Origin of the sequence: Xanthomonas sp. WHRI 8393 (genome assembly GCF_040203315.1) — a bacterium.
Taxonomy (GTDB): domain Bacteria; phylum Pseudomonadota; class Gammaproteobacteria; order Xanthomonadales; family Xanthomonadaceae; genus Xanthomonas; species Xanthomonas arboricola.
The window spans coordinates 292,303-317,310 of the sequence record NZ_JBEGGL010000001.1 but is presented as its reverse complement, the minus strand read 5'-3'; the positions used below and the strand labels follow the sequence as shown (position 1 = coordinate 317,310).

General features: G+C 67.4%; 22 protein-coding genes. 6 read left to right on the top strand and 16 right to left on the bottom strand.

The genetic code is table 11. From position 1 onward, the window contains the following. Nucleotides 1–10 precede the first annotated feature (10 nt). On the top strand, nt 11–1,192 hold the full coding sequence (locus tag ABQ137_RS01300; RefSeq protein WP_349780992.1) for an aminotransferase class V-fold PLP-dependent enzyme: 1,182 nt from the start codon (nt 11–13) through the stop codon (nt 1,190–1,192). A 74-nt stretch (nt 1,193–1,266) separates the two neighbouring features. On the opposite strand, the gene ABQ137_RS01295 is transcribed toward ABQ137_RS01300, so the two are convergent. Genes ABQ137_RS01295 through ABQ137_RS01280 form a run of 4 tightly spaced genes read right to left on the bottom strand, consistent with a single transcriptional unit; the run spans nt 1,267 to nt 5,118 of the window. Further along, nucleotides 1,267–2,739 carry an ABC transporter permease/substrate-binding protein gene (locus tag ABQ137_RS01295; protein ID WP_024939501.1) on the bottom strand — a complete coding sequence of 491 codons (1,473 nt, stop codon included), beginning with the start codon at nt 2,737–2,739 and terminating at the stop codon, nt 1,267–1,269. Further along, entirely contained in the window at nt 2,736–3,473 is a 738-nt protein-coding gene (locus ABQ137_RS01290) for an ATP-binding cassette domain-containing protein (protein WP_024939502.1), read from the bottom strand. The genes ABQ137_RS01295 and ABQ137_RS01290 overlap by 4 nt, the downstream gene beginning before the upstream one ends. 48 nt (nt 3,474–3,521) lie before the next feature. After that, nucleotides 3,522–3,866: an EF-hand domain-containing protein gene (locus tag ABQ137_RS01285; RefSeq protein ID WP_349781498.1), complete on the bottom strand. Its 345-nt coding sequence runs from the start codon at nt 3,864–3,866 to the stop codon at nt 3,522–3,524. A gap of 46 nt (nt 3,867–3,912) precedes the next feature. After that, nucleotides 3,913–5,118: a DesA family fatty acid desaturase gene (locus ABQ137_RS01280; RefSeq protein WP_349781495.1), complete on the bottom strand. Its 1,206-nt coding sequence runs from the start codon at nt 5,116–5,118 to the stop codon at nt 3,913–3,915. 153 nt (nt 5,119–5,271) lie between these two features. Between ABQ137_RS01280 and ABQ137_RS01275 the strand changes: the two genes are divergently transcribed. The 3 genes from ABQ137_RS01275 (at nt 5,272) to ABQ137_RS01265 (ending at nt 8,679) form a co-directional block, all read left to right on the top strand. Next, nucleotides 5,272–6,117 (top strand): ABC transporter ATP-binding protein, encoded by an 846-nt coding sequence (locus tag ABQ137_RS01275; RefSeq protein ID WP_016901219.1) that lies wholly within the window; start codon nt 5,272–5,274, stop codon nt 6,115–6,117. 189 nt (nt 6,118–6,306) lie between these two features. After that, the gene (locus tag ABQ137_RS01270) at nt 6,307–7,317 is read left to right on the top strand and encodes a TIGR00266 family protein (RefSeq protein WP_016901220.1); all 1,011 of its coding nucleotides are present in this window, start codon (nt 6,307–6,309) and stop codon (nt 7,315–7,317) included. A gap of 324 nt (nt 7,318–7,641) precedes the next feature. Continuing rightward, entirely contained in the window at nt 7,642–8,679 is a 1,038-nt protein-coding gene (locus tag ABQ137_RS01265; RefSeq protein ID WP_016901221.1) for a patatin-like phospholipase family protein, read from the top strand. 439 nt (nt 8,680–9,118) lie between these two features. On the opposite strand, the gene ABQ137_RS01260 is transcribed toward ABQ137_RS01265, so the two are convergent. Both ABQ137_RS01260 and ABQ137_RS01255 read right to left on the bottom strand, forming a co-directional pair. Beyond that, the gene (locus tag ABQ137_RS01260; RefSeq protein ID WP_349780991.1) at nt 9,119–11,320 is read right to left on the bottom strand and encodes a TonB-dependent siderophore receptor; all 2,202 of its coding nucleotides are present in this window, start codon (nt 11,318–11,320) and stop codon (nt 9,119–9,121) included. A 222-nt stretch (nt 11,321–11,542) separates the two neighbouring features. Beyond that, complete coding sequence (locus tag ABQ137_RS01255; RefSeq protein WP_016901223.1) at nt 11,543–12,025, bottom strand: Lrp/AsnC family transcriptional regulator; 483 nt, start codon at nt 12,023–12,025, stop codon at nt 11,543–11,545. Between the two features lie 127 nt (nt 12,026–12,152). Between ABQ137_RS01255 and phhA the strand changes: the two genes are divergently transcribed. Both phhA and ABQ137_RS01245 read left to right on the top strand, forming a co-directional pair. Continuing rightward, nucleotides 12,153–13,043, top strand: coding sequence for a phenylalanine 4-monooxygenase (gene phhA / locus ABQ137_RS01250; protein WP_039510573.1), 891 nt, complete (start codon nt 12,153–12,155; stop codon nt 13,041–13,043). A 68-nt stretch (nt 13,044–13,111) separates the two neighbouring features. After that, nucleotides 13,112–13,756, top strand: coding sequence for a DMP19 family protein (locus ABQ137_RS01245; RefSeq protein WP_039517772.1), 645 nt, complete (start codon nt 13,112–13,114; stop codon nt 13,754–13,756). An 86-nt stretch (nt 13,757–13,842) separates the two neighbouring features. Here ABQ137_RS01245 and ABQ137_RS01240 read toward each other — a convergent pair whose 3' ends face one another. From ABQ137_RS01240 to ABQ137_RS01195, 10 genes are all read right to left on the bottom strand, one after another. Beyond that, nucleotides 13,843–14,961: a GDSL-type esterase/lipase family protein gene (locus tag ABQ137_RS01240; RefSeq protein ID WP_184515334.1), complete on the bottom strand. Its 1,119-nt coding sequence runs from the start codon at nt 14,959–14,961 to the stop codon at nt 13,843–13,845. Nucleotides 14,962–15,182: 221 nt separating this feature from the next. Continuing rightward, nucleotides 15,183–15,848 carry an RpiB/LacA/LacB family sugar-phosphate isomerase gene (locus tag ABQ137_RS01235; protein ID WP_349780990.1) on the bottom strand — a complete coding sequence of 222 codons (666 nt, stop codon included), beginning with the start codon at nt 15,846–15,848 and terminating at the stop codon, nt 15,183–15,185. Nucleotides 15,849–16,076: 228 nt separating this feature from the next. Beyond that, nucleotides 16,077–16,832, bottom strand: coding sequence for a 2-dehydro-3-deoxy-D-gluconate 5-dehydrogenase KduD (gene kduD, locus ABQ137_RS01230; protein WP_054592011.1), 756 nt, complete (start codon nt 16,830–16,832; stop codon nt 16,077–16,079). Between the two features lie 146 nt (nt 16,833–16,978). Beyond that, complete coding sequence (kduI, locus tag ABQ137_RS01225; protein WP_016901229.1) at nt 16,979–17,833, bottom strand: 5-dehydro-4-deoxy-D-glucuronate isomerase; 855 nt, start codon at nt 17,831–17,833, stop codon at nt 16,979–16,981. Nucleotides 17,834–18,245: 412 nt separating this feature from the next. Further along, entirely contained in the window at nt 18,246–19,304 is a 1,059-nt protein-coding gene (locus ABQ137_RS01220) for a LacI family DNA-binding transcriptional regulator (protein ID WP_024939515.1), read from the bottom strand. 141 nt (nt 19,305–19,445) lie between these two features. Next, on the bottom strand, nt 19,446–21,029 hold the full coding sequence (locus ABQ137_RS01215) for a family 43 glycosylhydrolase (protein WP_349780989.1): 1,584 nt from the start codon (nt 21,027–21,029) through the stop codon (nt 19,446–19,448). 236 nt (nt 21,030–21,265) lie between these two features. Then, nucleotides 21,266–22,549 carry a TRAP transporter large permease gene (locus tag ABQ137_RS01210; protein WP_016901232.1) on the bottom strand — a complete coding sequence of 428 codons (1,284 nt, stop codon included), beginning with the start codon at nt 22,547–22,549 and terminating at the stop codon, nt 21,266–21,268. After that, entirely contained in the window at nt 22,549–23,070 is a 522-nt protein-coding gene (locus ABQ137_RS01205) for a TRAP transporter small permease (protein ID WP_016901233.1), read from the bottom strand. Before ABQ137_RS01205 ends, ABQ137_RS01210 begins: the two co-directional genes overlap by 1 nt. Before the next feature lie 10 nt (nt 23,071–23,080). Continuing rightward, nucleotides 23,081–24,079: a TRAP transporter substrate-binding protein gene (locus tag ABQ137_RS01200; protein ID WP_024939517.1), complete on the bottom strand. Its 999-nt coding sequence runs from the start codon at nt 24,077–24,079 to the stop codon at nt 23,081–23,083. A gap of 37 nt (nt 24,080–24,116) precedes the next feature. Continuing rightward, a complete protein-coding gene (locus ABQ137_RS01195; RefSeq protein WP_184515323.1) occupies nt 24,117–24,938 on the bottom strand; it encodes a 2-keto-4-pentenoate hydratase in 822 nt (273 codons plus the stop codon). Nucleotides 24,939–25,008: the final 70 nt, after the last annotated feature.

Genomic DNA, 25,008 nt, shown 5'->3' with positions numbered 1-25,008 from the left:
AGCTGTCGCCATGTCTTCTTTTTCTCTGTCCAGCCTGCTCCCCGCGCCCGTCGAATGGGAACGCCGCCAGCAGGCATTTGCGTTACCTGCCGATATCACCTATCTGGATGCCGCCTCGCGCGGCCCGCTGCTGCGCGCGGTGCAAGCGGTCGCGCATCAGGCGGTGGATGCGCTGGCCACCCCGTGGCAGCTGCCGTTCGATGCCTGGCTGCAGGACATCGAGCGTTTGCGCATGCTCGCTGCAGGCCTGTTCGACGCCGATGCCGACGGCGTGGCAATGCTGCCCTCGGCCGCGCACGGCCTGGCGACCGCCGCACGCAACCTGCCGCTGCAACGCGGCGAGGCGGTGCTGCTGCTGGAAGGCCAGTTCCCCTCGAACCTGCTGATCTGGCAACGCCGCTGTGCCGAGGTGGGCGCGCACATCGTGGCGGTGTCCACGGCCGGTGGCGATGCCTTGACCGCGGCGGTGCTGCAGGCTATCGCCCAGACACCGGCCTTGCGCATCGTGACCTTGCCGCATGCGTACTGGCTGGATGGACGACAGCTCGATCTGGACCGCATCAGCGCCGCGGTGCACGCACGCGGCGCAGCGCTGGTGCTGGATCTTAGCCAGAGCCTGGGCGTGCTGCCGACCGACCTGCCGCGCTGGCGGCCGGACTTCGTGGTCAGCGTCGGCCACAAATGGCTGCTGGGGCCGATGGGGCTGGCCTGGCTGTGGGTGGCCCCGCAATGGCGGGCGCAGGGGGTGCCGATCGAGGAACACTGGATCGGCCGCGATGCCGGCAGCAGCTGGGAGTTTCCGGTGGCCCAGGCGCCGTCCTATCGCAGCGGTGCGCGCCGGTTCGATGCCGGCGGCGTTGCCGATCCATTGCGGATCGCGATGGCGACGGTGGCCTTGCAGCAGGTCGCTGCCTGGCAACCGGCGCGCATTGCGCAGGCACTGGGTACGCTCACCGCGCGCTGGAACGCGGCGCTGCAGGCACGCGGCCTGGGCAGTTGGTGCACGCCCGCCCACGCGGCGCATCTAACCGCGTTGCAGCCGCCAGCCAATCAGCTGGATGCGGTGGCGACGGCGTTCGGCGCACGCGGGGCGATCTGCACACGCCGACACGGACGTCTACGTATCGCACCGCACCTCAATGTCACCGAGGATGCGCTCTCAGCCCTGATCGCAGCGCTGCCAGCCGCGTAACCGTAGGAGCGGACCCGGCCGCGACGGGGCGTTACCGGCTAAGCCCGGTCGCGGCCGGGTCCGCTTCTACGGGCTCAGCCGCGCTGGCGGATGCGCAGCCCACGCGGCGTGACCCAGCGCTCCAGGCCTTCGAACAGCGCCTGCACGATCAGCGCGAGCACCGCCGCAGGAATCGCGCCTTCCAGGATCAGGCCGATATCGTCCAGGCGGATGCCGGTGAGGATCGGTTGGCCGTAGCCGCCTGCGCCGATCAACGCGCCCAGCGTGGCGGTGCCTACGTTGATCACCGCCGCGGTCTGGATGCCGGCCACGATGGTACGACGCGCCAGCGGCAGTTCCACCCGCCACAGGCGCGTCCATGCCGGCAGCCCGATCGCCTCGGCGGTCTGGCGCAACTCGCGCGGGATCGAGGTCAGCCCGGCATGCGTGTTGCGCACGATCGGCAGCAGGCTGTAGAGAAACAACGCGGCAATCGCCGGTTTGGCGCCGATGCCGAACAAGGGAATCATGAAGACGAACACTGCCAGCGACGGCAAGGTCTGCAACACGCCGGTCAACGACAGCACCACCTGCCCGAGCCGCGGCCGCCGGGCCGCCAGCACGCCCAGCGGCAACGCGATCAGCAAGGCAAAGCCCAACGAGATGCCGACCAGGGCCAGATGCTCGCGCGTATGCCGCAGCAGACGCGCCACACGCGAGTCGGCTGCCGATGCCGGCGCAACGCCCAGCCACTGCGCAGCCACCGCCGCCTCGGACTGACGCTCCAGCTTCACCTGTGCGTTGAGCCGCTGCATGGTCGCCTCGTCGATGCGCCCCTGCAGCCCCTGCAATGCCTTGAGCATCGCCGGCGAGCGCTGCGCCAGGTCCTTGCGATACAGGAACACCGCCTGGTAATCGGGAAAGTAATGGCGGTCGTCGCGCAGCACCTGCAGCCGGTAATACGGAATTTCCGCATCGGTGCTGTACAGATCGGTGACCTCGATCGCTCCGCTCTGCAGCGCGCGGTAGGCCAGATCGTGATCCAGCCCGGTCGCGGTCTGCGGCAGTGCATAGGCGGCGCGCACGCCCGGCCAGCCATCGGCGCGCTGCATGAATTCGTTGCTCAGCCCGATCTTGAGCGATGGATGCCGTGCCAGATCCGACATCGATGCGATGCCAAGCGCCTGCGCGCGCTCGACGCGCATGCCGAAGGCATAGGTGTTCTGGAAGCCGAGCGAGTCGGTCATCGCCAGCCCACGCGCGTCCAGTGCGGCGCGCAGTTCGGCTTGGCTGGCTTTAGGCAGCTGCAGCAGTTCCTGCGCCAGCGTGCCGGTGTATTCGGCGTACGCATCGATCTGCCCGGTCTCCAGCGCGCGCCACAGGATGCGCGTGCCACCGAGCTGCGCGCGGTGTTGCACGTCCACGCCGTCGCGCTGCCCGGCGGCGGTGGCGATCTCGCCCAGCAGCACGGCCTCGGTGAAGTTCTTCGAGCCGATCGTCACCTGCGCGGCTTGCGCACCGACGCTTGCGATCAGCAGTGCAACGGCGAGCAGCACGCGCGCGATCATGCGGCGTCGCCGATGCTGCGCTGCGCAGTGAGAAAGCGCTGCACGAACGGATCGGCCGGCTGTTCCAGCAGGCTGCGCGCACTGCCCTGCTGCACCACCTGGCCGGCCCGCATCAGCACCAGGGTGTCGGCCAGGTAGGCGGCTTCGGCTACGTCGTGGGTCACCAGCACCACGGTCTTGCCGAGCTGGGCGAACAGCGCGCGCATCTGCGCCTGCAGGTCGTAACGCACGATCGGGTCGAGCGCGCCCAGTGGCTCGTCCAGCAGCAGGGCCGGTGGATCCAGCATCAGCGCACGGATCAAGCCCACGCGCTGGCGTTGACCGCCAGACAGTTCGGCCGGATAACGCGCCAGCAACTCCGGCGGCAACTGGCAGAGCGCGCACAGGGTCTGCAGGCGTTGGTCGATGCGCTGCCGCGTCCAGCCCAGCGTCTGCGCCAGCAACACCACGTTGCTGCGTGCATCCAGATGCGGGAACAGCCCGCCCTCTTGAATCACATAGCCGATGCGCTGGCGCTGCGCCTGCAGGCCGGCGCGTTGCAACGGCGCACCATCGAAGGCGACCGTGCCGCTGTCCGGCCACTCCAGCCCCACCAGCATCCGCAGCACGGTGGACTTGCCGGCGCCGCTGGGGCCGATCAAGGCGGTGGTGATGCCGCTGGCGAACTGCAGGGAGACGGAGTCGAGGGCAATGGCCTGGCCGTAGCGCCGGCTGACCTGGTCGAGAGTGAACATGCGCTCGAGCTTGCCGAACGCAGCGTCAGACGCGCGCGAAGGTAGGCATCAGCGCGGCGGCGCCAGCAACTCGCGCGCGCTCAGGTAGCCGTCGCCGTTGGCATCCTGCCGCGCGAAGCGCTCGATCAGCGTGGCACGATGCGCGGCGCGGGTGATCGGCTTGCCGCGCCGGCCAGGTAGCTCATCGCCCCGCAGCACGCCGTCATGGTCCAGGTCGCGCTGCTCGAAGGCATAGCTCATCCAGGCCAGATATTCATCGCGGCTGACCCGGCCATCGCCATCGGTATCCATGCGTTGCAGATACTGCTGGCTGTCCTGCACCTGGGCGTGCGCCTGCGCGAACACAGCCGGCCCGCACACACAACATGCCAGTAGCAGGCCGCGCGCGATCAAGCCATACGATCCACGCACGCGCACAGCAGCACGCGTGCCCCGACGATTACGACCCACTCAGCGCATAACCCTTCAGCCGCGCCGCATAGGCCTGCAAGGCGGCATTGCCGCTGGCTTCGGCTTCGTGACACCACTGCTGCAGGTGCTTGAGCCGTTCGGACGCATCGTGGCTGCGCGCCTCCAGCACCGCAGTCAGGCGTGCGCGGTACTCGACCAGCGTGCGCATGCGCGGGCGCTCGGCCACCCAGTGCTGCAGTTGCGCGCGCGCATCGGGCTTGAGCCACCGCCCGTCATCGACCAGGCCCTTGCGCAACCGCCGCGGCAACAGCTGCCGCAGCTTGGCGCCGGTGGCCGCAGCCTCTTCGCGCAGCGCCGGGGTGAACACATTGCGCTGGTAATCGGTCATCGCCTGGAAGCGATGCGAGAGCAGGGCCTTGAGCGTGTCGGCATCGGGCACGGCGATGTTGGGGCGGATATCCAGCGACGGCGCCACCCGCAGCACCTTGGCCAGGCCGATCGCCTGCAGCCCGCGAATGGCGACCCAGCCGATATCCAGCTCCCAGCGCCGCATCGAAAACCGCGCCGAGCTCGGGAACGCATGGTGGTTGTTGTGCAGTTCTTCGCCACCGATCCACAGCGCCCACGGCGTCAGGTTGGTGGAGGTGTCGGCCGACTCGAAATTGCGATAGCCCCACCAGTGGCCCAGGCCGTTGACCACGCCGGCGGCCCAGAACGGAATCCACGCCATCTGGATCGCCCACAGCGCGATGCCGGGCAAACCGAACAGCACCGCGTTGATCACCAGCAACGCAATCGGGCCGGCATTGGCATGCGGGGTGTACAGATGCCGCTCGATCCAGTCGGTGGGCGCGCCCTTGCCGTATTGCTCGATGTCGGCACGCTGCGCGCGTGCTTCGCGGTACAGCTCCACGCCACGCCAGAACACCTGGCTGATGCCCTTGGTCTGCGGGCTATGCGGGTCCTCCTCGGTCTCGACCTTGGCGTGATGCTTGCGATGGATTGCCACCCATTCGCGGGTGATCATCGAGGTGGTCAGCCAGGTCCAGAAGCGGAAGAAGTGCGCCACCACCGGATGGAAGTCCACACCGCGATGGGCCTGGCTGCGATGCAGGTACAAGGTCACCGCGAAGATGGTGAGCTGGGTGAACACCAGCAGCACCGCCAGCATGCCCCACACGCCCAGCCCGACCACGCCGGAAGTCAGAAGGTCGATGATCGGGTCGGACAACATCGGCATTTCCACAGCGGCGCCATCGGGTTGGGTCGATGGAGACATGATGGGGGCGATGGCGGCAAACTTCACCCTCCGGATGCGTAGGGTGCGCCCTACATTTCTAAAGCGGTTCACACGCTCCCCTTCCCCACTGCGCCTGATGTCACCCGTATGACGGTTACTGCCGAGATGTCCACCGATCCTGCTGCTGTTGCCAACGCCATCCCGTTGATCGAGCTCGACCAGGCCAGCGTGATGCGCGGCCAGGTGCGCGTGCTGCATGCGCTCAGCCTGCGCATCGCGCTGGGGCAGCACACCGCCATCCTCGGCCCCAATGGCTGCGGCAAGTCCTCCTTCATCAAACTGATCACCCGCGAGCTGTATCCGCTGGTGCGCGCCGACGGCCAGGCGGCGGTGAAAGTGCTCGGGCAGGTGCGCTGGCAGGTGGACCGCCTGCGCTCGCAGCTGGGCATCGTCACCGGCGACCTCAGCGTCAACCTGGCCGACATGCCGGGGCTGGATGTGGAAAGCGCGGTGCTGTCCGGTTTCTTCGCCAGCTATGTGGTGCCACCGCATCGCGAGATCAGCGACGACATGCGCGCGCGGGCACGGGAGGCCTTGGCCCTGGCGCGCGCGCTGCCGTTGCTGGACCGGCAATTTGCCGAACTGTCGGCCGGCGAAACCCGCCGCGTGCTGATCGCGCGCGCACTGGTCAATCGCCCGCAGGCGCTGCTGCTGGACGAGCCGTCCACCGGCCTGGACTTGGTGGCGCGACAGCACCTGCTCGACACCATGCGTCACCTGGCCCGGCAAGGCATCACCCTGATCCTGGTGACCCATCACATCGAGGAAATCGTGCCGGAGATCGCGCGGGTGATCCTGCTGCGTGCCGGCACCGTCGTGGCCGATGGTCCGCGCGATGCGCTGCTCACCGACGCCAGCCTGTCGGACGTGTTCGGTGGCCCGGTGCGGGTGCAGCGCGACGGCGAGCGCTATTGGGCGACGGTGGGCGAGTAAGCGCCATCCGCCCCACCGCGCACGCAGCCCGGAGTCTTGCGCAAGCTGCGCGGCGACAGCCGGCAGCCACGCGCTCCTTACAGCCCACAACCGCGCCCGACCGCACCTTCCGGGCATGACCTTGGACACGGGACGCCGTCACCGCGGCTGCGCTTAGACTCGGCGCACGCACAGACAGGAGTCGTCCCGATGGCCCAGTGGTATTTCCATGTTCCCGGACAGGCCGATCGCATTGGCCCGCTCGACGATGCCAGCGCCCGCGCGCATGCCCAGCGCCAGCCCGATGCGCTGGCCTGGCGCGACGGACTCGATGGCTGGACGCCGGCCCGCCAGCTGGCCGAGCTGCAGGGCGGCAGCGGCCTGCCGCCACCGCTGACCGGCGCGGCCGGGCGCGCCGACGAGATCGACTACCGCATCGTCGGCAACGACATGCAGTTCGTCGAGGTCGAGCTGGACCCGGGCGAAAGCGCCATCGCCGAGGCTGGCGCGCTGATGTACAAGGACGCCGCGGTGCAGATGGACACCGTGTTCGGCGACGGCTCGCATGCCGGCCAGAGCGGCGGCGGCGGGCTGATGGGCAAGCTGCTGTCGGCCGGCAAACGCGTGGTCACCGGCGAGAGCATGTTCACCACCGTGTTCACCCATGCCGGCAGCGGCAAGGCCAGGGTCGCATTCGCCGCACCCTATCCGGGCACGGTGCTGGCGCTGCGCCTGTCCGAGCATGGCGGGCAACTGATCTGCCAGAAGGACAGCTTCCTGGCCGGCGCGCGCGGCGTGTCGCTGGGGATCGCGTTTCAACGCAAGATCCTCACCGGCCTGTTCGGCGGCGAGGGCTTCATCATGCAGAAGCTCGAAGGCGACGGCTGGGTCTTCGTGCATGCCGGCGGCACCGTGGTGGAACGCGAACTCGGCCCCGGCGAACGCATCGATGTGGACACCGGCTGCGTGGTCGCCTACCACGCGGGCGTGGACATGGACGTGCGCCGCGTCGCCGGGCTGAAGAGCATGTTCTTCGGCGGCGAAGGCGTCTTCCTGGCCACCCTCACCGGCCCCGGCAAGGTGTGGCTGCAATCACTGCCGTTCTCGCGCATGGCCGGCCGCATGCTGCAGGCCGCCCCGCAGGCCGGTGGACAGCAACGCGGCGAGGGCTCGGTGCTGGGCGGCCTGGGAAGGTTGCTGGATGGCGACAACCGGTTTTGATGGGGTGACGCGGCAGGCGGGTGTGCGGGCACCCTTCTCCTGCCGGGAGACGGTGGCGCGTCGCGCCGGATGAGGGGACCGGCGAAGCCTGCTGCGATCCCATGTGGCCTCGCTCCTTACCCTCACCCCCCGCTCCGCGCCCCCGGCCCGTGCAGGTGGCTGCGGTCATCGCCCGAATGAACGGCTCGCCCTTCTTGCCGGGACAAGGTAGTGCAACGCCTGCAAACGATGCCGTTCTGAACAATCTCCACGCACGCCAACCATCAGCGCCACCGTGACGGCACGCGTGTATTCTCCCTCGCCTTTCCCATCGACGTTTTCGCCATGACTGCGCTCCGCCGCCCCCGCTCGCTTGCCCTGTTGTCCATGCTCGGTCTGCTCTCGGCCTGCGGTGGCGAGCCGCGCCCGGCGGCACCGGCGCCGGTGGTGCAGGCACCGTCTGCCGGCGCGGTCAAACCGGTGAAGATCGGCGTGGCGCTCGGCGGCGGCGCGGCCAAGGGCTTTGCGCATATCGGCGTGATCAAGATGCTCGAGGCCAATGGCTTTGCGCCGGTGGTGGTGTCGGGCACCAGCGCCGGCAGCGTGGTCGGGGCGCTGTATGCCAGCGGCATGGATGCGTTCCAGATGCAGGAAAAGGCCGTCGCGCTCGACCAGACCAGCATCCGCGATGTGCGGATCTTCTCCGGCGGTTTGGTGCAGGGCCAGAAGCTGCAGGACTACGTCAACGAACAGCTCGGCGGCAAGCCGATCGACAAGTTGCGCAAGCCGTTCGCGGCGGTCGCCACGCGGCTGGAAGACGGCGAACGCACCGTGTTCGTGCGCGGCAATGCCGGCCAGGCGGTGCGCGCGTCCAGCAGCATTCCTGGCGTATTCGAGCCGGTGACCATCGGCCAATACCACTATGTGGACGGCGGCGTGGTCAGCCCGGTGCCGGTGGATGCGGCGCGCCAGCTCGGTGCGGAATTCGTGGTGGCGGTGGATATCTCCAGCAAGGCCAGCGGCAAGAATCCCGGCGATCTGCTCGGCACCGTCAACCAGTCGATCTCGATCATGGGCCAGCGCCTGGGCGAGGCCGAACTCAAGCGTGCCGATGTGGTGATCCGCCCCAAGGTCAACGACATCGGCTCGGCCGATTTCAACCAGCGTGGCGCCGCCATCCTGGAAGGCGAGCGTGCCGCGATGGCGGCGATGCCGCAGATCCGCGCCAAGATCGCGCAATTGCAGGCGCAGCGCAGCAGTGCCACCCGCACCGCCGCCGAGCAGGCTGCCGCCGCCAAGGCAGAGGCGTATCGGCGCTGCCTGCAAGAGCGCTCGCGCTGGCAGAAGCTGCGCGGCAAGGACGAGGCCTGCGTGGCGCCGTGAGGCAAAGGCGGTGCGAGGCGATGTGCAGCTGATGCGCAGCTGATGCGGGTGCCGCGCGAGGTCATGCGGAGCTGAGCGGGCGTGGGCGCCTGTTTCGAGACGCGCGCATTTAAAGTCGATGCGTAGGCGACTGCGTTGTTGATGCCTTGTGTTGATGCACCGAGGGTGTGCCGGACAAGGTCGCGGCCTGGGCGGCGGTTCTTTTCGGGTGCGCTGAGATGTGCCGCGGAGGGGGTCGCGGCCTGGGCCGCTCTTACGACGGCGTGGCATTTTTTCAGGTGTGCTGAGGCGGGATCGGGTCGCGGCCGGGTCCGCTCCTACGATGGCGGGGCGGTCTTTGGGTCTATTGGGTAACGTCGGCGCGGCCAGCACCGCTCCTGTAGGAGCGGCCCTGGCCGCGATGCCTTACCGGTAACACATCCGCTTCATCGGCAACGCCTCAATAGCGCCAACGCAACGACACGCTGACAAACCGCGGCTCGCCGTAGTTCTGGTAATCCAGGTTGGCCCAGTAGGTCTTGTCGAAGGCGTTGCGCACCGCCAGCGTGGCGGTCCATTGCTCGCTGATGCGGTAGTTGGCGTTGAAGTGCACCAATGCATACGGGTTCTGCACCACGGTCACCGGCGTGGTGGCGCCGGTGCCGTCGCCGGTGGGGCGCTCGATGTTGAAGCCGCGCACCGCGCTCTGCCAGCTGACGCCGCCGCCGATGCTCAGGCGCTCCCAGGCGCCGGGCAGGCGCAGTTGGGTGGACAGCTGCAGGTAATCCTCGGGCAGGTTGGCGTAGATCGCATCGGTGGGCGGGCGCGTCACCTTGACGTGGGTAAAGCCGGCGTTGACGGTCCAGCCGGGCAGAATTTCGCCGTTGAAATCCATTTCCCAGCCCCGGCTCTTGGTGCCGTTGATACCGATGTAGGCCGAATTGCCGTCCGGCAGCGAGGATTCCGGCTGGGTCATGTCGCGCACGGCGAAGTTGTCCTGCTTGGCCTCGAACACGGCGGCGGTGGCCATCGCACGGCCGTCGAACAACTGCGCCTTGATGCCGGCTTCCAGGTTGGAACCTTCCACCGGGGCGAGCAGGTTGTTGTCCTTGTCGCGGTAATTCTGCGGGTTGAAGATCTCGGTGTAGCTGGCGTAGAGCGACACATCCGGCACGATGTCGTAGACCAGTCCCACATACGGGGTGACTTCGTCGCTCACCTCGTACCGGCCGCTGGTGCCGGTGTAGGCGCCGCTGGCATTGAAAGCCTGGGTGCGGGTTTCCCAGGAGCTCAGGCGTGCACCGGCGATCAGCGACAGCGGGTCGGCCAGACGCAACCGGGTGGAGGCATACACGCCGCGCTGGGTGGTGCGCGCTTCGTTGCGACGGCCGGTGCGCGCATAGGTCACTTCGGAAATATCGCCATCCCAGTTGCGGATGTCGGGGATGAAATAGCAACGTTCGCTGCCGCAGCTGGCCCAGTCATCGGGATAGGTCTGGGAGACGCCGTAGGAGGTCGACTGCAGATCCTGCCAGCTGCCGCCGACCACCACATCGTGCTGGCGGCCGAACAACGAGAAACCGCCGGACAGGTACACGTCCACGCCATCGCGCGCGTCGCTGGTTTCGCCGGCTCCGGTGCGCAGAAAGATGCCGCTGCCATCGGCGGCCGGATAGCCGGTGCCGTAGACGCGCAGGCTCTGCACATCGCCCTTGGTGTGCGCGTAGTTGACGCGCAGCAGCCAGTCCTCGCCGAAGCGTTGTTCCAGGTTGACGAAGGCGGTGCTGGTCTCGCGCTGCCAGCGGCTCCACTTGGGCGCCATGTTGGTCGAGCGCGGCAGGTTGGCCGGCGAACCATCGGCGGCGAAGAACGGCACCGTGCCCCAGGTCGAGCCGACGGGGGTGTTGTCCTGGCGCTGATAGCCGACGGTGAGCGTGGTGCTGTCGGTCAGGTCGCCTTCCAGCACCGCCATGCCCGACATCTTGTTGTCGTGGTACCGGTCGTAGTAGTAATCGCGGTCTTGCCAGGCCGCGACCACGCGGCTGCGCCAGCGCCCCTCTTCGGTCAGCGGCGCATTGACGTCGGCCTGCATGCGGCGGAAATCCCAGGTGCCGGCGCTGACTGCGAACGAGGCATCGAACTCCTTGCCCGGGCGCTTGCGCAGCAGGTTGACCGTGGCCGAGGGAATGCCGGCGCCGGTGAGCAGGCCGTTGGCGCCGCGGATCACCTCGATGCGGTCGTAGAAGACCGTGTCGTATTCCTGGTTGGTCGCACCGCTGTAGGTGGGCAGGCCATCGACCTGGAAGTCGGTGATCTGGAAGCCGCGCGCGAAATACAGCGGGCGCTGGGTGTCGTAGAACGACACGTTGACGCCGGTGACGTTGCGCATCACATCGTCGATGCTGAACAGCGATTGCTCTTCCAGCCGCTGCAGCCCGATCACGCTCACCGATTGCGGCGTTTCCTGCAAGGTCAGCGGCAGGCGTGTGGTGGTGGCCGGCTGCGCGCGGCTCACCGCGCCGTTGACGTTGACCTGGTCCAGCGTCTTGGCATCGCTTGCATCGGCGGCGGCATTGTCGGCACGGGCAGCGCAGGGCGTCAGCGCCAACGCGCATAGCAAGGCAGCGGACAACGTGGCCAGGGGGGCGGAAATCGCGGGCATTGGAGGGTTCTCGTCGATCGGTGCGGGACGCGCGGCGTCACCGGGAAAAAAACGCAGGCATGCGCGGCGCGTCCCACTCGGGCGACGAGCTGGCTGGCCCTGTCGGGCTGGCGAATCGACGAGAAGACATGCCGGGCGCAGCCGGATGTTACGCAAATGTAAATCGTTATCGTTTGAGAGGCAAGTCACAGTGCACGTGTGCCTGCCTCACAGCCCGCCGGATCAGCCCAGATGCGAGAGCGGCAGGCCTTCCGGCGCCTTCACCGTGCGCAGCACGAAGCTGGAATTGACGTCGGACACGCCAGTCGCATTGAGCAGGCGGTCGAGCAGGAAGCGCGAGAAGTGCTCCAGGTCGCGCACCTGCACCTGCAGCAGGTAATCCATGTCGCCGGTGAGCGCCCAGCAGGCCACCACCTCGTCCCAGCCGCGCACGCCGTCGGCAAAATGTTCGATATCGGCCTGGCCGTGCTGCTCCAGCTGCACCCGCACGAAGGCCTGCAGCCCCAGCCCCAGCGCCTTGGCATCCAGGCGTGCGCCGTAGCCAGCGATGATGCCGGCCGCCTCCAGCCGCTGGGTGCGGCGCAGGCAGGCCGAGGCCGACAGATTGACCTGCACCGCCAGCTCCGCATTGCTGCTGCGGCCCTGCGTCTGCAGCAGGGCGAGCAGGCGTAGATCGGTGCGGTCCAGGGCGATTGGCTGGTCCATATGTTGCGCAGCAGCAGAGGATGACGCACGAATCTTGCGCCCGGACGCATCAGACACGCAAGATTCGCAATCCCGTTGCGCGACCATCCGGCTAAGGTGAGCGCTGATCATCGGGAACCGCCGCCGCATGAACATCGCACCGCAACGCGTCGAGAATCAGCTCACCGACAAGGGCTATGTGCCGGTCTACACCACCGCCGTGGTCGAGCAGCCGTGGGATGGCTACAGCGCCGACGACCACGCCACCTGGGGCACCCTGTATCGCCGCCAGCGCGCGCTGCTGGTCGACCGCGCCTGCGACGAGTTCCTGCAGGCGCAGGATGCGATGGGCATGGGCGAGACCCATATTCCGCGTTTCGATGCGCTCAATGCGGTGCTGCAGGCGGCCACTGGCTGGACACTGGTCGGCGTGCAGGGCCTGCTGCCGGAGCTGGATTTCTTCGAGCATCTGGCCAACAAGCGCTTCCCGGTGACATGGTGGATCCGCCGCCCCGATCAGATCGACTACATCGCCGAACCGGACCTGTTCCATGACCTGTTCGGGCACGTGCCGCTGCTGATGAATCCGCTGTTTGCCGACTTCATGCAGGCCTATGGCCGTGGCGGGGTCAAGGCGCACGGCATCGGCGCGGACGCGCTGCAGAACCTCACCCGCCTGTACTGGTACACGGTGGAATTCGGCCTGATCGCCACACCGCAGGGGCTGCGCATCTTTGGTGCCGGCATCGTGTCGTCGAAGGGCGAATCGCTGCATTCGCTGGAATCGCTGGCGCCCAACCGGATCGGCTTCGACCTGCAACGCATCATGCGCACGCGCTACCGCATCGACAGCTTCCAGAAGACCTACTTCGTCATCGACAGCTTTGCGCAGTTGATGAGCGCCACCGCGCCGGATTTCACCCCGATCTATGCCGATCTTGCGCAGCAGGCGCAGGTGCCGGCCGGCGAGGTGCTGGACACCGATCGGGTCATCCAGCGCGGCAGCGGCGAAGGCTGGAGTACAGACGGCGACGTGTGAGGCCGCACCGACTCGACACCATCGCCGACGCAGACTATGGTCAAACCTCCCCATACCGCCTTCGCTCAATGGACCTGACGCAGCTTCGTATCCGGCGCTTGGAGCTGGACGACACCCGCCTGCTGTTCACCCTGGCCAACGGCATCCGTATCGACGAGCCGATCAAGGCGCAGCGGCTGTTGTTGAAGGCAACGCCGCCGCAACGCGCGCAATGGCAGCTCACCGACGACGGCTTCGGAGTGAACTGGCCGGCGGTGGCACCGCCCACGGATGAGGGGCTGCTCAACATGCCCGAGTTGCTGTGGCGCCGTCGCAGCGCACGCGCGCAAACCAAACTGACCGCGCTGCGCGGACGCATGGATGCCCTGTCGCCGGGCGAGCGCGAGCTGGTGGCATTGGCGCGGCTGGATGCGGACATGAGCGAGAGCGGCTATGCACGCTACTTCGACCGCTGGGACGCCGCCACCCGGCGTGACGCATTGCAGGGGCTGGGCGCGATGGGCGCGGTGCAGGCGCGCCAGGCGATCGAAGGCCTGGGCACGGTATTCGAACGCCTGGAAGAAGACCCCAACCTGCTCAGCATCGAAGACATTCTCGACGCGATGAGCGAGACCGATCGCCAGCGCGTGGATGGCTGGGAAGAGGTCTACTACCGCCGCTCCGGCGAACTGGCCCGGCTGGGCCTGACCCACTACGGGGTCGACAAGGCGTAAGCGCGCGTGCAATGACGCGCATGGCTCACAGCCGGCATTGCGCATCGTCCATACCCGCAACGCGCTCCCGATGCACCGGGCCTGTCTCAGCCTGCCGGCTTGGCGAGATAGGCCAATAGCAGCACCAGTGGCTCATCGCCGGTCTGCTGCAAGGCATGGGTGCTGCCCGGGCGCGTCAGTAGCACATCGCCGGCAGTGACCTGGTACTGCTTGCCGTCCAGCGCGTACAGCCCGCGCCCGCTGACGATGTAATAGATCTCGTCCTTGTCGTGCAAATGCAGGCCAATGCCGGCGCCCTTGTGCAACACGCGCTTGCGCAGCACGAACGGCAGCTGTGGTGCGTCGGCGAAGAATGGATACGCCGCGGTCGGCCCGGCGCCGCCATGCGGGCCGGGTTGCGCGCGGGCGAGATCGCGTTCGTGCACCACCAGCGAGGGATGCGCCTGCGCCGCGCGTTGGGCGGCGGTGTCGGGAGCGGCGCCGCAATCGGCATCACGTCGCAGCTGTGCCGTGAGAGCGGGTTGCAGCTGCACCCAGCCATGCACGACCAGGCACGCCACGGCGGTGGCGCCGGCGCGGCTGAAGTGGGTGCCGTCGGCTTTGCCTTGTTCGGGAACGAACAGGAAGTACGGCCTGGCCGCCTGTTCGCCGAGGGCACGGATCCAGTCGCTGGAACTGGCATTGAGATCGATCAGGCCCACGTGTTCCTGCGCGGCGAGTTGCTGCATGGCCAGGGTGTAGCGGCCGTGGGTGTCGAGCAGCGCGCCGAAGTCGTAGAGCAGACGGGCGGCGGGCGTGATCAGGATCGGCGTCGCGCCCCTGTCGCGCGCGGTGGCGATATAGCGGCGCAGGAACTGCTGATAGTCGCCCTGCGGGTCGGTGTAGCGGGTTGGATCTTCGTGTTTGGCGTCGTTGTGGCCGAACTGGATCAACAGCACGTCGCCGGCACGGAGGTCCTTGGCGATGGCATCCAGGCGCCCTTCGGCAATGAAACTGCGGGTGCTGCGGCCGCCCTTGGCGTGGTTGCGCACCTGCCATTGCGCCGGGTCGAACCACTCCTGCAGCATCTGGCCCCAGCCGGCCTGCGGCGCACGCTCGGCACCGTATTCGGCGGCGGTGGAATCGCCGGCGATGAAGATGCGGTGTGGGTCGGCGCGGGCGATGTTTGCGCAGAGCAGCAGCAATGCGAACAGCAGCAGACGCATGGTGGGCTCCGGAAAAAATGCTGAGTGCGCGACGCTGTTCCTTCTCCCATCGGGAGAAGGTGCCCGAAGGGCGGATGAGGGTGCGGCGGCACAGGAAATGTTGGACGGCCGGACTGTCGTCTCAAGCCTTTCAAGCCTCCCCGTTCAGGCCAGCTGTCGTCCGCCTTACCCTCACCCCAACCCCTCTCCCGGCGAGAGAGGGGCTAAAACGCAGTGGCTAATTACGCAGCTGCTGCGGCGGCGGCTTCGGGCTTGCCCAGCACGCCGGCGACGAAGTTGCGGATCTCGGCGTCCTGCGCATTGTCGAAGAAGCACTGCTGGAAACGCTCGCCGCCCACGGCCTGCTTGATCAGCTCCGGGTCGATGGCGCGCAGGCCGTCGAGGTAGGACTTGGCGGTGGCCTGCTTGACCTGGGTCAGGATGCCGGCATTGGCGGCCTGCGATTCGCGACGCTCGGCCGGGTAGCCCATGCCGCGCTCGCCGCTGAAGGCCTTTTCGAAGATGTAGCGCACGTTGATTTCCGCGCCCCAGCCGTAGCCCTTGGCAAATGCCAGCGACAGCGCGTTGCCGTTGTTGACCTGGGCGAACAGGTAGGCGTCGGTCGGCTCGATGCAATAGCCGCAGAACACGCCCGGATGCGCATTGAGCGACATCATCGCGCCCTGGCCGGTGCCGCAGCCGGCGACGACGAAGTCCACGGCCTTGGAGTTCAGCAGCAGGCTGGCGACGATGCCCAGGTGGATGTAGGTCAGGCGGTGGTCGTTGTCGCCGTCCATGCCGACGTTGAAGACGCTGTGGCCCTGCTCGCCGGCGACGTCGTTGAGCTGCTGCAGGATCACCGGGTTCTTGCCGGCCTGACTGAACTCATTCATGAGTGCGATTTTCATGGGGATGCTCCGATTGGTTTGGGGAAGTTGTGTCGACTGTGGAGTTGATTGGTGTGCGCGCCTGGATGCGGTCTTGCTTCGCTTTTCAGGTGCCTTGTCGGTGAGCGATCAGGTGCTGAAGGTCTTGTCGGAGATGCGGCACGCGTCTGGTCATGTACGTGCCTGCCGGCCCTCATTCGCCCTTCGGGCACCTTCTCCCTGAGGGAGAAGGCACCGCGTGGGTTTGACTCAGCGTGCCAGCCAGCCGCCGTCCACCGGGATGATGGCGCCGTTGACGTAGTCCGAGGCGCTGCTGGCCAGGAACACCGCGGTGCCACCGAGGTCGGCCGGCACGCCCCAGCGCGCGGCCGGGATGCGGTCCAGGATGGCCTTGTTGCGGTCCTGGTCGGCTCGCAGCTGGGCGGTGTTGTCGGTGGCCATGTAGCCGGGCGCGATGGCATTGGTGGTCACGCCCTTGCTCGCCCATTCGTTGGCCAGCAGGCGGGTGATGCCGGCGATGCCGGACTTGCTGGCGGTGTAGGACGGCACGCGGATGCCACCCTGGAACGACAGCATCGAGGCGATGTTGATGATCTTGCCGCTGCCCTGGGCGATGAAGTGGCGGCCGGCGGCCTGCGCCATGAAGAAGGCCGATTTCAGATTGACGTTCATCACGTCGTCCCAATCCTGCTCGCTGAAATCCACCGCGTCGGTGCGGCGGATCAGGCCGGCGTTGTTGACCAGGATGTCCAGGCGACCCAGGCCGTCCAGCGTTTCCTTGAGGATGCGCTCGACCGGTTCGACGCTGATCAGGTTGGCCTGGATGGCGATGAAGCGGCGGCCCAGGCCCTTGACCAGTTCCTCGGTCTCGGTCGGCGCCTGGATGCCGGCGGCGGCGATGTCGGCGCCGGCCTGCGCCAGTGCCAGCGCGATGCCCTGGCCCAAGCCCGTGTTGGCACCGGTGACCAGTGCGACCTTGCCTTCGAGACTGAACGGATTGCTCATTACCTTATCGCTCCTGCTGGGTGTGCCACGTTGGATGAGTGCGTGCGTCCGCGCGATGCGCGGCCGCTGGCATGGGGTGGAGCTGGCGCGTTGATGGCGCTAGCGCATCGACGCGGTGAGTGCGGTGCTGGCCGGCATGCATGGCCTTACTTGAGCTGGCAGATGTCCAGCACGTGCATGTCGGTGTAATCCAGGTTTTCGCCGCCCATCGCCCAGATGAAGGCGTAATTGCTGGTGCCGGCGCCCATGTGGATGGACCACGGCGGCGACACCACCGCTTCGTTGTTCTGGATCACGATGTGGCGCTGCGCGTCCGGCTCGCCCATGAAGTGATAGACGCGGTCGTTGGCGCCGAGATCGAAGTAGAAATACACCTCGCTGCGGCGGTCGTGCAGATGCGGCGGCATGGTGTTCCAGACGCTGCCCGGCTTGAGCACGGTCAGGCCCAGCAACAGCTGCGAGGACTGGCAGGTGGTCGGCACGATGTACTGGTAGATGGTGCGCTCGTTGCTGGTTTCCAGCGCGCCACGCTCCAGCGCCACGGCATCCTTGATCGACAGTTGCTTGGTCTCGAAACGCGCATGCGCCGGTGTCGAGGCCAGATAGAACCTGGCCGGGTTGGCGGCATCGTCCGAGGCGAAGCTGACATCGGTGCTGCCCATCGCCACGTACAGGCCGTCCTTCGGCCCGAGCGTGTAGACGGTGCCGTCCACGGTCACGCTGCCGGTGCCGGCGCCGACATTGAGGATGCCCAGCTCGCGGCGCTCCAGGAACGGATGGCCGGCGGCAGACGCCGGTTCGGTCTGCCTGGGCAGTTCCAGCGTGGTGCCGAGTGGTGCTGCGCCACCGAGCACGAAGCGCTCGTAGTGGGTGTATTTGAGCGTGACCGCATCGTCGACGAACAGGCCATCGAGCAAATAGAGCTCGCGCAGGTCGTCGTTGCTGGCGCCCTTGATGGCGTCGGGATGGGTGGCGTAGTGGGTCTTGCAGTACAGGGACATGCGCGATCTCCGGTGCCAAGCGCGGGGGGATTGGCTTGCACCGGGCCATTCTACCGACTCTGGTTAACCGGTGTCATTGCGCAGTGCACGATAGCGGCGTGGCAGCGTGGGAATCCCTTCTCCCCTCGGGAGAAGGTGGCGCATAGCGCCGGATGAGGGGACGAGGCTGCGCGTGGTGTTGGGTGCGGGGCTTGATTGGTCGGGTGGAGGCTTATGTGCCCTCAGCTCATGGCTGAGCTTTCTCAGATGGCTGTCTGCCGCCCCAACCCCGCCCCGCGCCCCGGCCCGCGCTGGCGGCGCGGGCGCTCCAAGGCACGCGCGCCCATGGCGCGCAAGCCGTGTCTTCTCGCCCCGACGGGAGAGGGGCTTTGTTGCTCGCCTGGCGTCCCCCTTGCCTGGGCTTTGACCTCGCTCAATCTTCCGGCGGTTGGCAGGAATCGCGCACGATCAGGTGCGGGCGCACGCTGGCGGTGGGCAATTGCGGGGCGTTGTCGGGCTGGATCAGCATCGCTGCGGCGGTGCGGCCGGTGTCGCGGGTGTGGCGGCGCACCGAGGTCAGCGGCGGCCACAGGCGCGAGGCCAGCGAGCTGTCGTCGTAGCCGATCACCGACAGCTGGCGCGGGATGCTGATGCCGGCGCGCAGCGCGACCTTGTAGATACCGGCGGCCATTTCGTCGTTACCGGTGAAGATGGCGGTGGGGCGCTTCTTGCCCAGCAGCAGCTTTTCGGCCGCGGCCACGCCCGATTCGAAGGTGTAGCCGGCTTCGACGATGCGCTCGGGCGGCAGTTCGATGCCGCGCCGGGTCAGCGCGTCGGCAAAGCCGGAGGTGCGCTCGATCGAGGAACGGTAGGCACTGGGGCCGGTGACCAGGGCGATGTCGCGGTGGCCGAGCGAGAGCAGGTAATCGGCGGCCTCGGCGGCGCCGTCGCGGTCGTGGGTGATCACCGTCTGCGAGGTGGTGTCCAGCGCGACCGAAGCGATGCGGGTGTAGCGGCAGCCGATCTCGGCAAGCATGTCGGCCAGCGCCTGGTCCTCGGAGGCGCGCGGCACCAGGATCACGCCGTGCAGCTTCTGCGCCTGCGCGAAGCGGCGCACGCCTTCGATGTAGCCGGGGCTGCGGCTGTCGCAGGGGTGCACCACCAGCTCGAAGCTGGAGCCGCGCAGCGCGTCCAGCGCGCCGTACTGCATGTCCACGATGTACTGCGCGGTGGGGTTGTCGTAGACCATGCCGATCAGGAACGAGCGCCGGAACGCCAGCCCGCGCGCCAGCGGGTCGGGCGCGTAACCGACCTCGCGCATCAGCGCCTCGACCTTCTCGCGGGTGTCCTGCCGCACCAGCGGCGAGTTGTTGATGATCCGCGACACGGTCTTCTTGGACACGCCCGACATCCGCGCGATGTCGTTGATCGTGGCTACCTTGCCCTTCGGCAGGCCGGGCATTCCCTCTTCAGGCATCTTGCGGGCGGGCATAGCGGTCAACCAGTGAAGTTGATTGGATTCTACCGGCCAGACGGCCGGCAGACCTGAGCGAAGCCTGCCGCCACCCCGGACCCGCCGTGCAGGACACGCCGCAGCCGGCAGTGCCGCGGCATGCCCGGCGATGCAGAACGGTCAGTCCAGGGCGCGGTAGCGGAAGTTGCGGAACTCCACCTGGCCCTGCCCGGCGGCATACAGCGCCGGCTTCAAGGCCAGGAACTTGCCGGCCACGTTGTGGTGGTAGCCGGACACTTCCATCTGCACCGGGTACTTGGTCCAGGTGGTGCCGTCGGTGCTGCTGTGGATGGTGACGATGTGGCGGTTGTTGGTGACCCGCAGCCACAAGGTGCCACCGGTCGCACTGGGGGCCAGCGTGCCGGGGCGTTCCTCGCCGTAGCGGTGCATGACGAAGTTCTCGCCATTGCTGCCCACGCCGGCATAGAGCTTGTCGCTGTAGAACAGCAGCGCCCCGCCCTGCCCGCCCGGCGCCACGGTCATCTGCACCTCGAACTGGTAGGCCTGGTCGGTGGCGATCACCGTCAGCGGCGAGGCGTTGCGCGGGGCGCTGCCCTTGCCCTGCAGGCGCAACACGCCATCGCCGACCTGCAGCCGCTTGGCCTCGTCGGCGGCGGGGTTGAAGAACGCCCACTGCGGGCCCAGCGTGCTGGCGCGGAAGTCGTCCGACAGCGCCAGCCCATGCGGCAAGGCCTGCCCGCTGGGCTTTTTCAGCGGCGTGCCCAGGTCGCCGCCCTTGGCGACGAACCAGCCGTCCGGGGTCCACTCGATCGGGTCCAGCAAGGCCTGCCGGCCCAGCGTCCAGTAGCCGTGTTCGTAGCCGTGGTAGAGCATCCACCAGCGCTGGTCGGTGCCTTCCACCAGGGTGGCATGGCCGCGCGACCACCACGGCTCGTCGGCGCTTTTGGTACGGGTGATCGGGTTGTTGGGCGCGTTCTGCCAGGGGCCGTGGATCGAGCGCGAACGCGCGGTGATCACCATGTGCCCGGTCGGCGGGCCGGCGGTGCCACCGACGGCGGTGGTCATGTAGTACCAGCCGTTGTGGCGGGTGATCTTGGGGCCTTCCTGGGCGTAGCCTTCCACGTCCCAGCTTTCCGGGTATTTCCAGCCGTCGTAGACGTGCTTGGGCGTGCCGACCACTTTCAGGCCGTCGTCTGACAGTTGCACGTAATCGCCGCCGCTCAGGAACAGATAGCGCTTGCCGTCCTCGCCCACCGCGTGGCCGGGGTCGATGTACTTGCCCAGGCCGATGTCGATCGGCGCGCTCCACGGACCCTTGATGTTGTCGGCCCAGACCACGAAGTTGCTGCGCTCGCCCTGGTCGCCACGGCGCGCCGGGAAGTAGATGTAGTAGCGCTTGCCGTGCTTGATCAGGTCAGGCGCCCAGATCGCGCCGACGTTCTGGGTGATGGCGTGGCCTAGCGGCTGCCAGTTGACCAGATCGCGCGAGTGCCAGATCGGCAGGCCCGGGTAGGCGTCGAACGAGGACAGCGTGAGGTAGTAGTCCTTTCCGTCCTTGAGCACCGACGGGTCGGGGTGATCGCCGGCCAGCACCGGGTTGAGGAAGGTGCCGTCGCCCTGGTCGGCGATGCGCTGGTGTTCGATGCCGCGCTTCCAGTCGGCCGCGGCAGCGAGCCCGGCACACAGCAGCAGGCCGCCGGCCAGCAGCCAACGCAAACGGGTTGAAGCGATACGCACACGCATGCTTGCTCCTAGTCCCCGCACGGCGGGGCGATACGGCGGCCAGCGCCTGGAGCGTCGGCCGCCTGGATGAAGGCGGAACTACCTGCCAGCAACGACGCCGGGCAGCGCGCCGGTAACGTCGGCAGGCGTTTGTCGAGCGAGGCGCGGCGTGCGGACATCGCATCGCACGCGCCGTGCAGGCCGCTGCCACGCACCGACGACGCCCACCTGACGGACGCAGTCGGGATCGCGGGCACTTACGCGCGCAGCGCGCGTGGCAACCACAGCGACAGTTCGGGGAAGAACGCCACGATCAGCAGCACGCCCAGGGCCGCCAGCCAGAACGGCCAGATGGTGCGCATGCTCTGGGCGATGGTGATCTGCCCGATCGAGGTGCCGATGAACAGCACCGAGCCGATCGGCGGGGTGATCAGGCCGATGCCGCCGGCCAGCACCATCACCAGACCGAAATGGATCGGGTCGATGCCGTAGGCCTTGACCACCGGCAGGAAGATCGGCGTGCAGATCAGGATCTTCGGCGCCAGGTCCATGAACATGCCCAGCAGCAACAGCATCACCACGATCATCAACAGCACCGTGTTCTTGCTGTCGGCGATGGCCTGCAGGAACTTCACCGCCGCCGCCGGCACCTGCAGGTAGGCCAGCAGCCAGCCGAACACCGCCGCAGTGGCGATCACGAACAGGATCACGCCGGTGGTGCGCGCCGCATGCGTCACCGCGGCGAAGAACTCGGCCCACCGCAGCTGCCGATACAGCAGCGCGGTGACGATCAAGGCGTACACCACCGCGATCGCCGCGCTCTCCACCGCGGTGAAGATGCCGGCACGGATACCGATGAAGATCAACGCCACCAGACCCAGGCCCGGCAACGCGCCGATCAGGCGCAGCGCCACTGCGCGCCAGCCGGGGAACGGCTCGGTGCCGTAGCCGCGATGACGCGCCACCGCATAGCCGGTGACCATCATCGCCGCGGTCATCAACAGCGCCGGGAAGATACCGGCCGCGAACAGGTCGGCGATCGACAGCCCGCCACCGGCCGCGGCCGAGAACAGGATCAGGTTGTGCGAAGGCGGGACCAGCAACGCCACCAGCGCGGCGGTCATGCTCACGTTGACCGCGTAGTCGCGGTCGTAACCGCGCTTGATCATCTGCGGGATCATGGTGCCGCCGACCGCCGAGACGTCGGCGATCGCCGAACCGGACACGCCGCCGAAGAACAGCGACGACAGCACGCTGACCTGGCCCAGGCCGCCACGCACGCGCCCCACCAGCGAGGAGGCCAGCGCGATCAGGCGTTCGGAGATACCGCCGCGCAGCATCAGCTCGCCGGCGAAGATAAACAACGGGATGGCGATCAACGAGGCCGAGCCGCTGCCGGCGGAAATCTGCTGCACCAGCACCACCGTGGGCAGGTCCAGATACAGCAGCGTGGCCAGTGCGGCCGCGCCCAGCGCATACGCCACCGGCACGCCGATCAGCAGCAGCACCACGAAGGTTCCCAACAACATCGCAATGCCCATCAGCGCACTCCTCCGGCCTGGATCGGGCGTAGCACACGCCACAGCTTGTACAAGGCAAAGATCACCATCAGCGCACCGCCGATCGACAGCGGCAGGTAGTTGATGCTCTGCGGCATCTGCGCGCCGGCCATCTTGATATCCAGGCCATCGAGCAGCAGCGCCGCGCTCCACCACGCCAGCACCGCACCGATGGACATGATCATCAACGGGCGGATCAGGTCGAACACCCTGCGCACCAGCGGCGGCACGTGTTCGCCCAGCAGGTAGAAGCCGAAGTGGCGGTTGGTATGCACGCCGGCGGCCGCGCCCAGGCTCAGGGCGGTGCTGAGCAACAGCAGCGTCACCGGCTCGGTCCAGCTGGGCGAGTCGTTGAGCACGTAGCGGGTGAACACCTGCCAGCCCTGCACGACCACCAGGCCCAGCAGCGCGATGGATGCCACGCCAACGGCGGTATCGGAAACGCGGTCCAGCGCGCGCTGCAACGGCGCGACCGGGACGGCGACGGTCTCGGGTTCGGTCATCGGGTCACCTCTATGCAAAATCGCGGATGCGGCGGTACAGCGCTTCGATCTCCGGCTGCTTGCGGTATTCGGCCAGGAGCGGTGCGGCGGCGGCGCGGAACGCCGGCATGTCGACCTGATTGAGCTTGACGCCGTAATCGATCACCTGCTTGCGCGCCACGGTCTCCGAGGCATCCCACAGATTGCGCATCACCGGTACCGAGGCGCGTGCCAGTTCCACCACCAGAGCGCGATCGTCCGGACGCAGCGATTCGAAACTTTGCCGCGACATCACCAGGATGTCCGGCGCATAGGAATGCTCGCTCTGCGACCAGTAATGCGCGGCTTCGAAATGCCGGCTGGACTGGAAGCTGCGCATGTTGTTTTCCGCACCGTCGATCATGTGCGTTTCCATCGCCGAGAACGTCTCGCCCAGCGACATCGGGGTGGGATTGGCACCCAGCATGCGCATCAGCTTGAGGAAGATGTCCGACGAGGCCACGCGCAGTTTCAGGCCCTTGAGATCTTCCGGGCGATGCAGCGGGTGCTTGGTGTTGTAGAAGCAACGCGCACCGGAATCGTAGATCGCCAGGCCCACCAGGTCGCGCTGCTCGAAGCTGCGCAGCACGCTGTCGCCGACATGGCCGTCGATGGCGCGGCGCAGATGCGGCACCGAGTCGAACACGTACGGCAGGCACAGCGCCTGGGTCAGCGGAAAGGTGTTGTTCAACGCGCCCGAATACACCCGGGTGATGTCGATGGCGCCAAAGCGCGCCATGTCGATCGCCTCGGATTCGCGGCCCAGCTGGCCGGAGTGGTACTGGCGCAGCTTGAGCCGGCCGTTGCTGCGTTGCTCCAGCTGCTTGCCGAACCACCGCACCGCCTCCACGGTGGGGTAGTCGCCGACATGCACGTCGGTGGCGGTCAGCAACTGCCCGCCGGGAATCGGCGTGGTGGCACCCGCGCCCAGCCAGGGGCCGGCCGCGGCGGCACCGAGCCCGGCACCGAGGAAATGTCTGCGTGTGATCATTGGCGCCCTCCCAAGCGTCTGGTCACTGGGTCCGGCGTTACTTGGCGGACACAGCCGTACAGGAAATGTCGCCGATGCCGGCGAAGCGAATCAGGGCATGCTGTCCCACTTCGATGTCATGGATACCGGTGGCATTGCCCGTGGCGATGAGATCACCGCGCTTGAGCGGACGCCCGCGCAGGGCCGAACGACTGAGCGCAAATGCGTAGGCCGCGCGCAAGCCGCCCGGCAGCGTGGTGGCCCCGCCGGTGCCGACCAGCTGGTCGTCAATCAGGGTTTCGGCGGTCAGCGCAGATTCGTCGCGCGCCAGCCAATCGGTCACTTCCGGGCCCAGGATCAGGCCGTTGTTGTTGCCGAAGTCGGAGATCACCACGCGCGGGCCCAGCTTGTTGATGGTCGCCAGCGGGCTGCTGGCGATTTCCACGCCGATGAACAGCGTGGCCGGCAGCTGCGCCGCCTGGTCAGGAGTGAAGTGGGTCTGCTCGGCCGGCGCGTCCGCGTCCAGGCGCAGCACGTACTCGGCCTCCACCGCACCGAAGCCGCCTTCGTAGATCGGGAATTCGGTTGTTCCACCGGTAGCATTCCAGAGCTTGTGCGAGAAGATCGGGCCCAGCAGGCGCTCGTCGCCCGATGCGTCGCGGCGCTCGGCGGCGATGTAGCCCACCTTCCAGCCGACCACCTGGTCGTCCCACTGGCTGATGGCGATATCCTGCACCTGGTAGGCGGTGAGCAGATCGTCGGGGATCTGCCCTGGAAAGTCCGGCAGCGATGCCCCTGCACGGCGTGCCTCCACAAAGCGCTGGGCGATCTGCGACAGCGAGGATGTGGAGGATGGTGGGGTGGCGGCGTCGTTGCTCAAGGGTGTCTCCCTGATAGGTGTTTTTGTTGCACTGCCAATCGACAGTGGCACGGTGTGCTGTATATGGTAA

What these genes read in the sequence shown, in the direction of transcription:
- ABQ137_RS01205 (WP_016901233.1), bottom strand. Translation starts at nt 23,070, where the DNA reads ATGACCGAACCCGAGACCGTCGCCGTCCCGGTCGCGCCGTTGCAGCGC.
- ABQ137_RS01270 (WP_016901220.1), top strand. Translation starts at nt 6,307, where the DNA reads ATGGCCCAGTGGTATTTCCATGTTCCCGGACAGGCCGATCGCATTGGC.
- ABQ137_RS01255 (WP_016901223.1), bottom strand. Translation starts at nt 12,025, where the DNA reads ATGGACCAGCCAATCGCCCTGGACCGCACCGATCTACGCCTGCTCGCC.
- kduI (WP_016901229.1), bottom strand. Translation starts at nt 17,833, where the DNA reads ATGTCCCTGTACTGCAAGACCCACTACGCCACCCATCCCGACGCCATC.
- ABQ137_RS01295 (WP_024939501.1), bottom strand. Translation starts at nt 2,739, where the DNA reads ATGATCGCGCGCGTGCTGCTCGCCGTTGCACTGCTGATCGCAAGCGTC.
- kduD (WP_054592011.1), bottom strand. Translation starts at nt 16,832, where the DNA reads ATGAGCAATCCGTTCAGTCTCGAAGGCAAGGTCGCACTGGTCACCGGT.
- ABQ137_RS01265 (WP_016901221.1), top strand. Translation starts at nt 7,642, where the DNA reads ATGACTGCGCTCCGCCGCCCCCGCTCGCTTGCCCTGTTGTCCATGCTC.
- phhA (WP_039510573.1), top strand. Translation starts at nt 12,153, where the DNA reads ATGAACATCGCACCGCAACGCGTCGAGAATCAGCTCACCGACAAGGGC.
- ABQ137_RS01245 (WP_039517772.1), top strand. Translation starts at nt 13,112, where the DNA reads ATGGACCTGACGCAGCTTCGTATCCGGCGCTTGGAGCTGGACGACACC.
- ABQ137_RS01200 (WP_024939517.1), bottom strand. Translation starts at nt 24,079, where the DNA reads ATGATCACACGCAGACATTTCCTCGGTGCCGGGCTCGGTGCCGCCGCG.
- ABQ137_RS01235 (WP_349780990.1), bottom strand. Translation starts at nt 15,848, where the DNA reads ATGAAAATCGCACTCATGAATGAGTTCAGTCAGGCCGGCAAGAACCCG.
- ABQ137_RS01220 (WP_024939515.1), bottom strand. Translation starts at nt 19,304, where the DNA reads ATGCCCGCCCGCAAGATGCCTGAAGAGGGAATGCCCGGCCTGCCGAAG.
- ABQ137_RS01280 (WP_349781495.1), bottom strand. Translation starts at nt 5,118, where the DNA reads ATGTTGTCCGACCCGATCATCGACCTTCTGACTTCCGGCGTGGTCGGG.
- ABQ137_RS01300 (WP_349780992.1), top strand. Translation starts at nt 11, where the DNA reads ATGTCTTCTTTTTCTCTGTCCAGCCTGCTCCCCGCGCCCGTCGAATGG.
- ABQ137_RS01260 (WP_349780991.1), bottom strand. Translation starts at nt 11,320, where the DNA reads ATGCCCGCGATTTCCGCCCCCCTGGCCACGTTGTCCGCTGCCTTGCTA.
- ABQ137_RS01210 (WP_016901232.1), bottom strand. Translation starts at nt 22,549, where the DNA reads ATGGGCATTGCGATGTTGTTGGGAACCTTCGTGGTGCTGCTGCTGATC.
- ABQ137_RS01275 (WP_016901219.1), top strand. Translation starts at nt 5,272, where the DNA reads ATGACGGTTACTGCCGAGATGTCCACCGATCCTGCTGCTGTTGCCAAC.
- ABQ137_RS01240 (WP_184515334.1), bottom strand. Translation starts at nt 14,961, where the DNA reads ATGCGTCTGCTGCTGTTCGCATTGCTGCTGCTCTGCGCAAACATCGCC.
- ABQ137_RS01215 (WP_349780989.1), bottom strand. Translation starts at nt 21,029, where the DNA reads ATGCGTGTGCGTATCGCTTCAACCCGTTTGCGTTGGCTGCTGGCCGGC.
- ABQ137_RS01290 (WP_024939502.1), bottom strand. Translation starts at nt 3,473, where the DNA reads ATGTTCACTCTCGACCAGGTCAGCCGGCGCTACGGCCAGGCCATTGCC.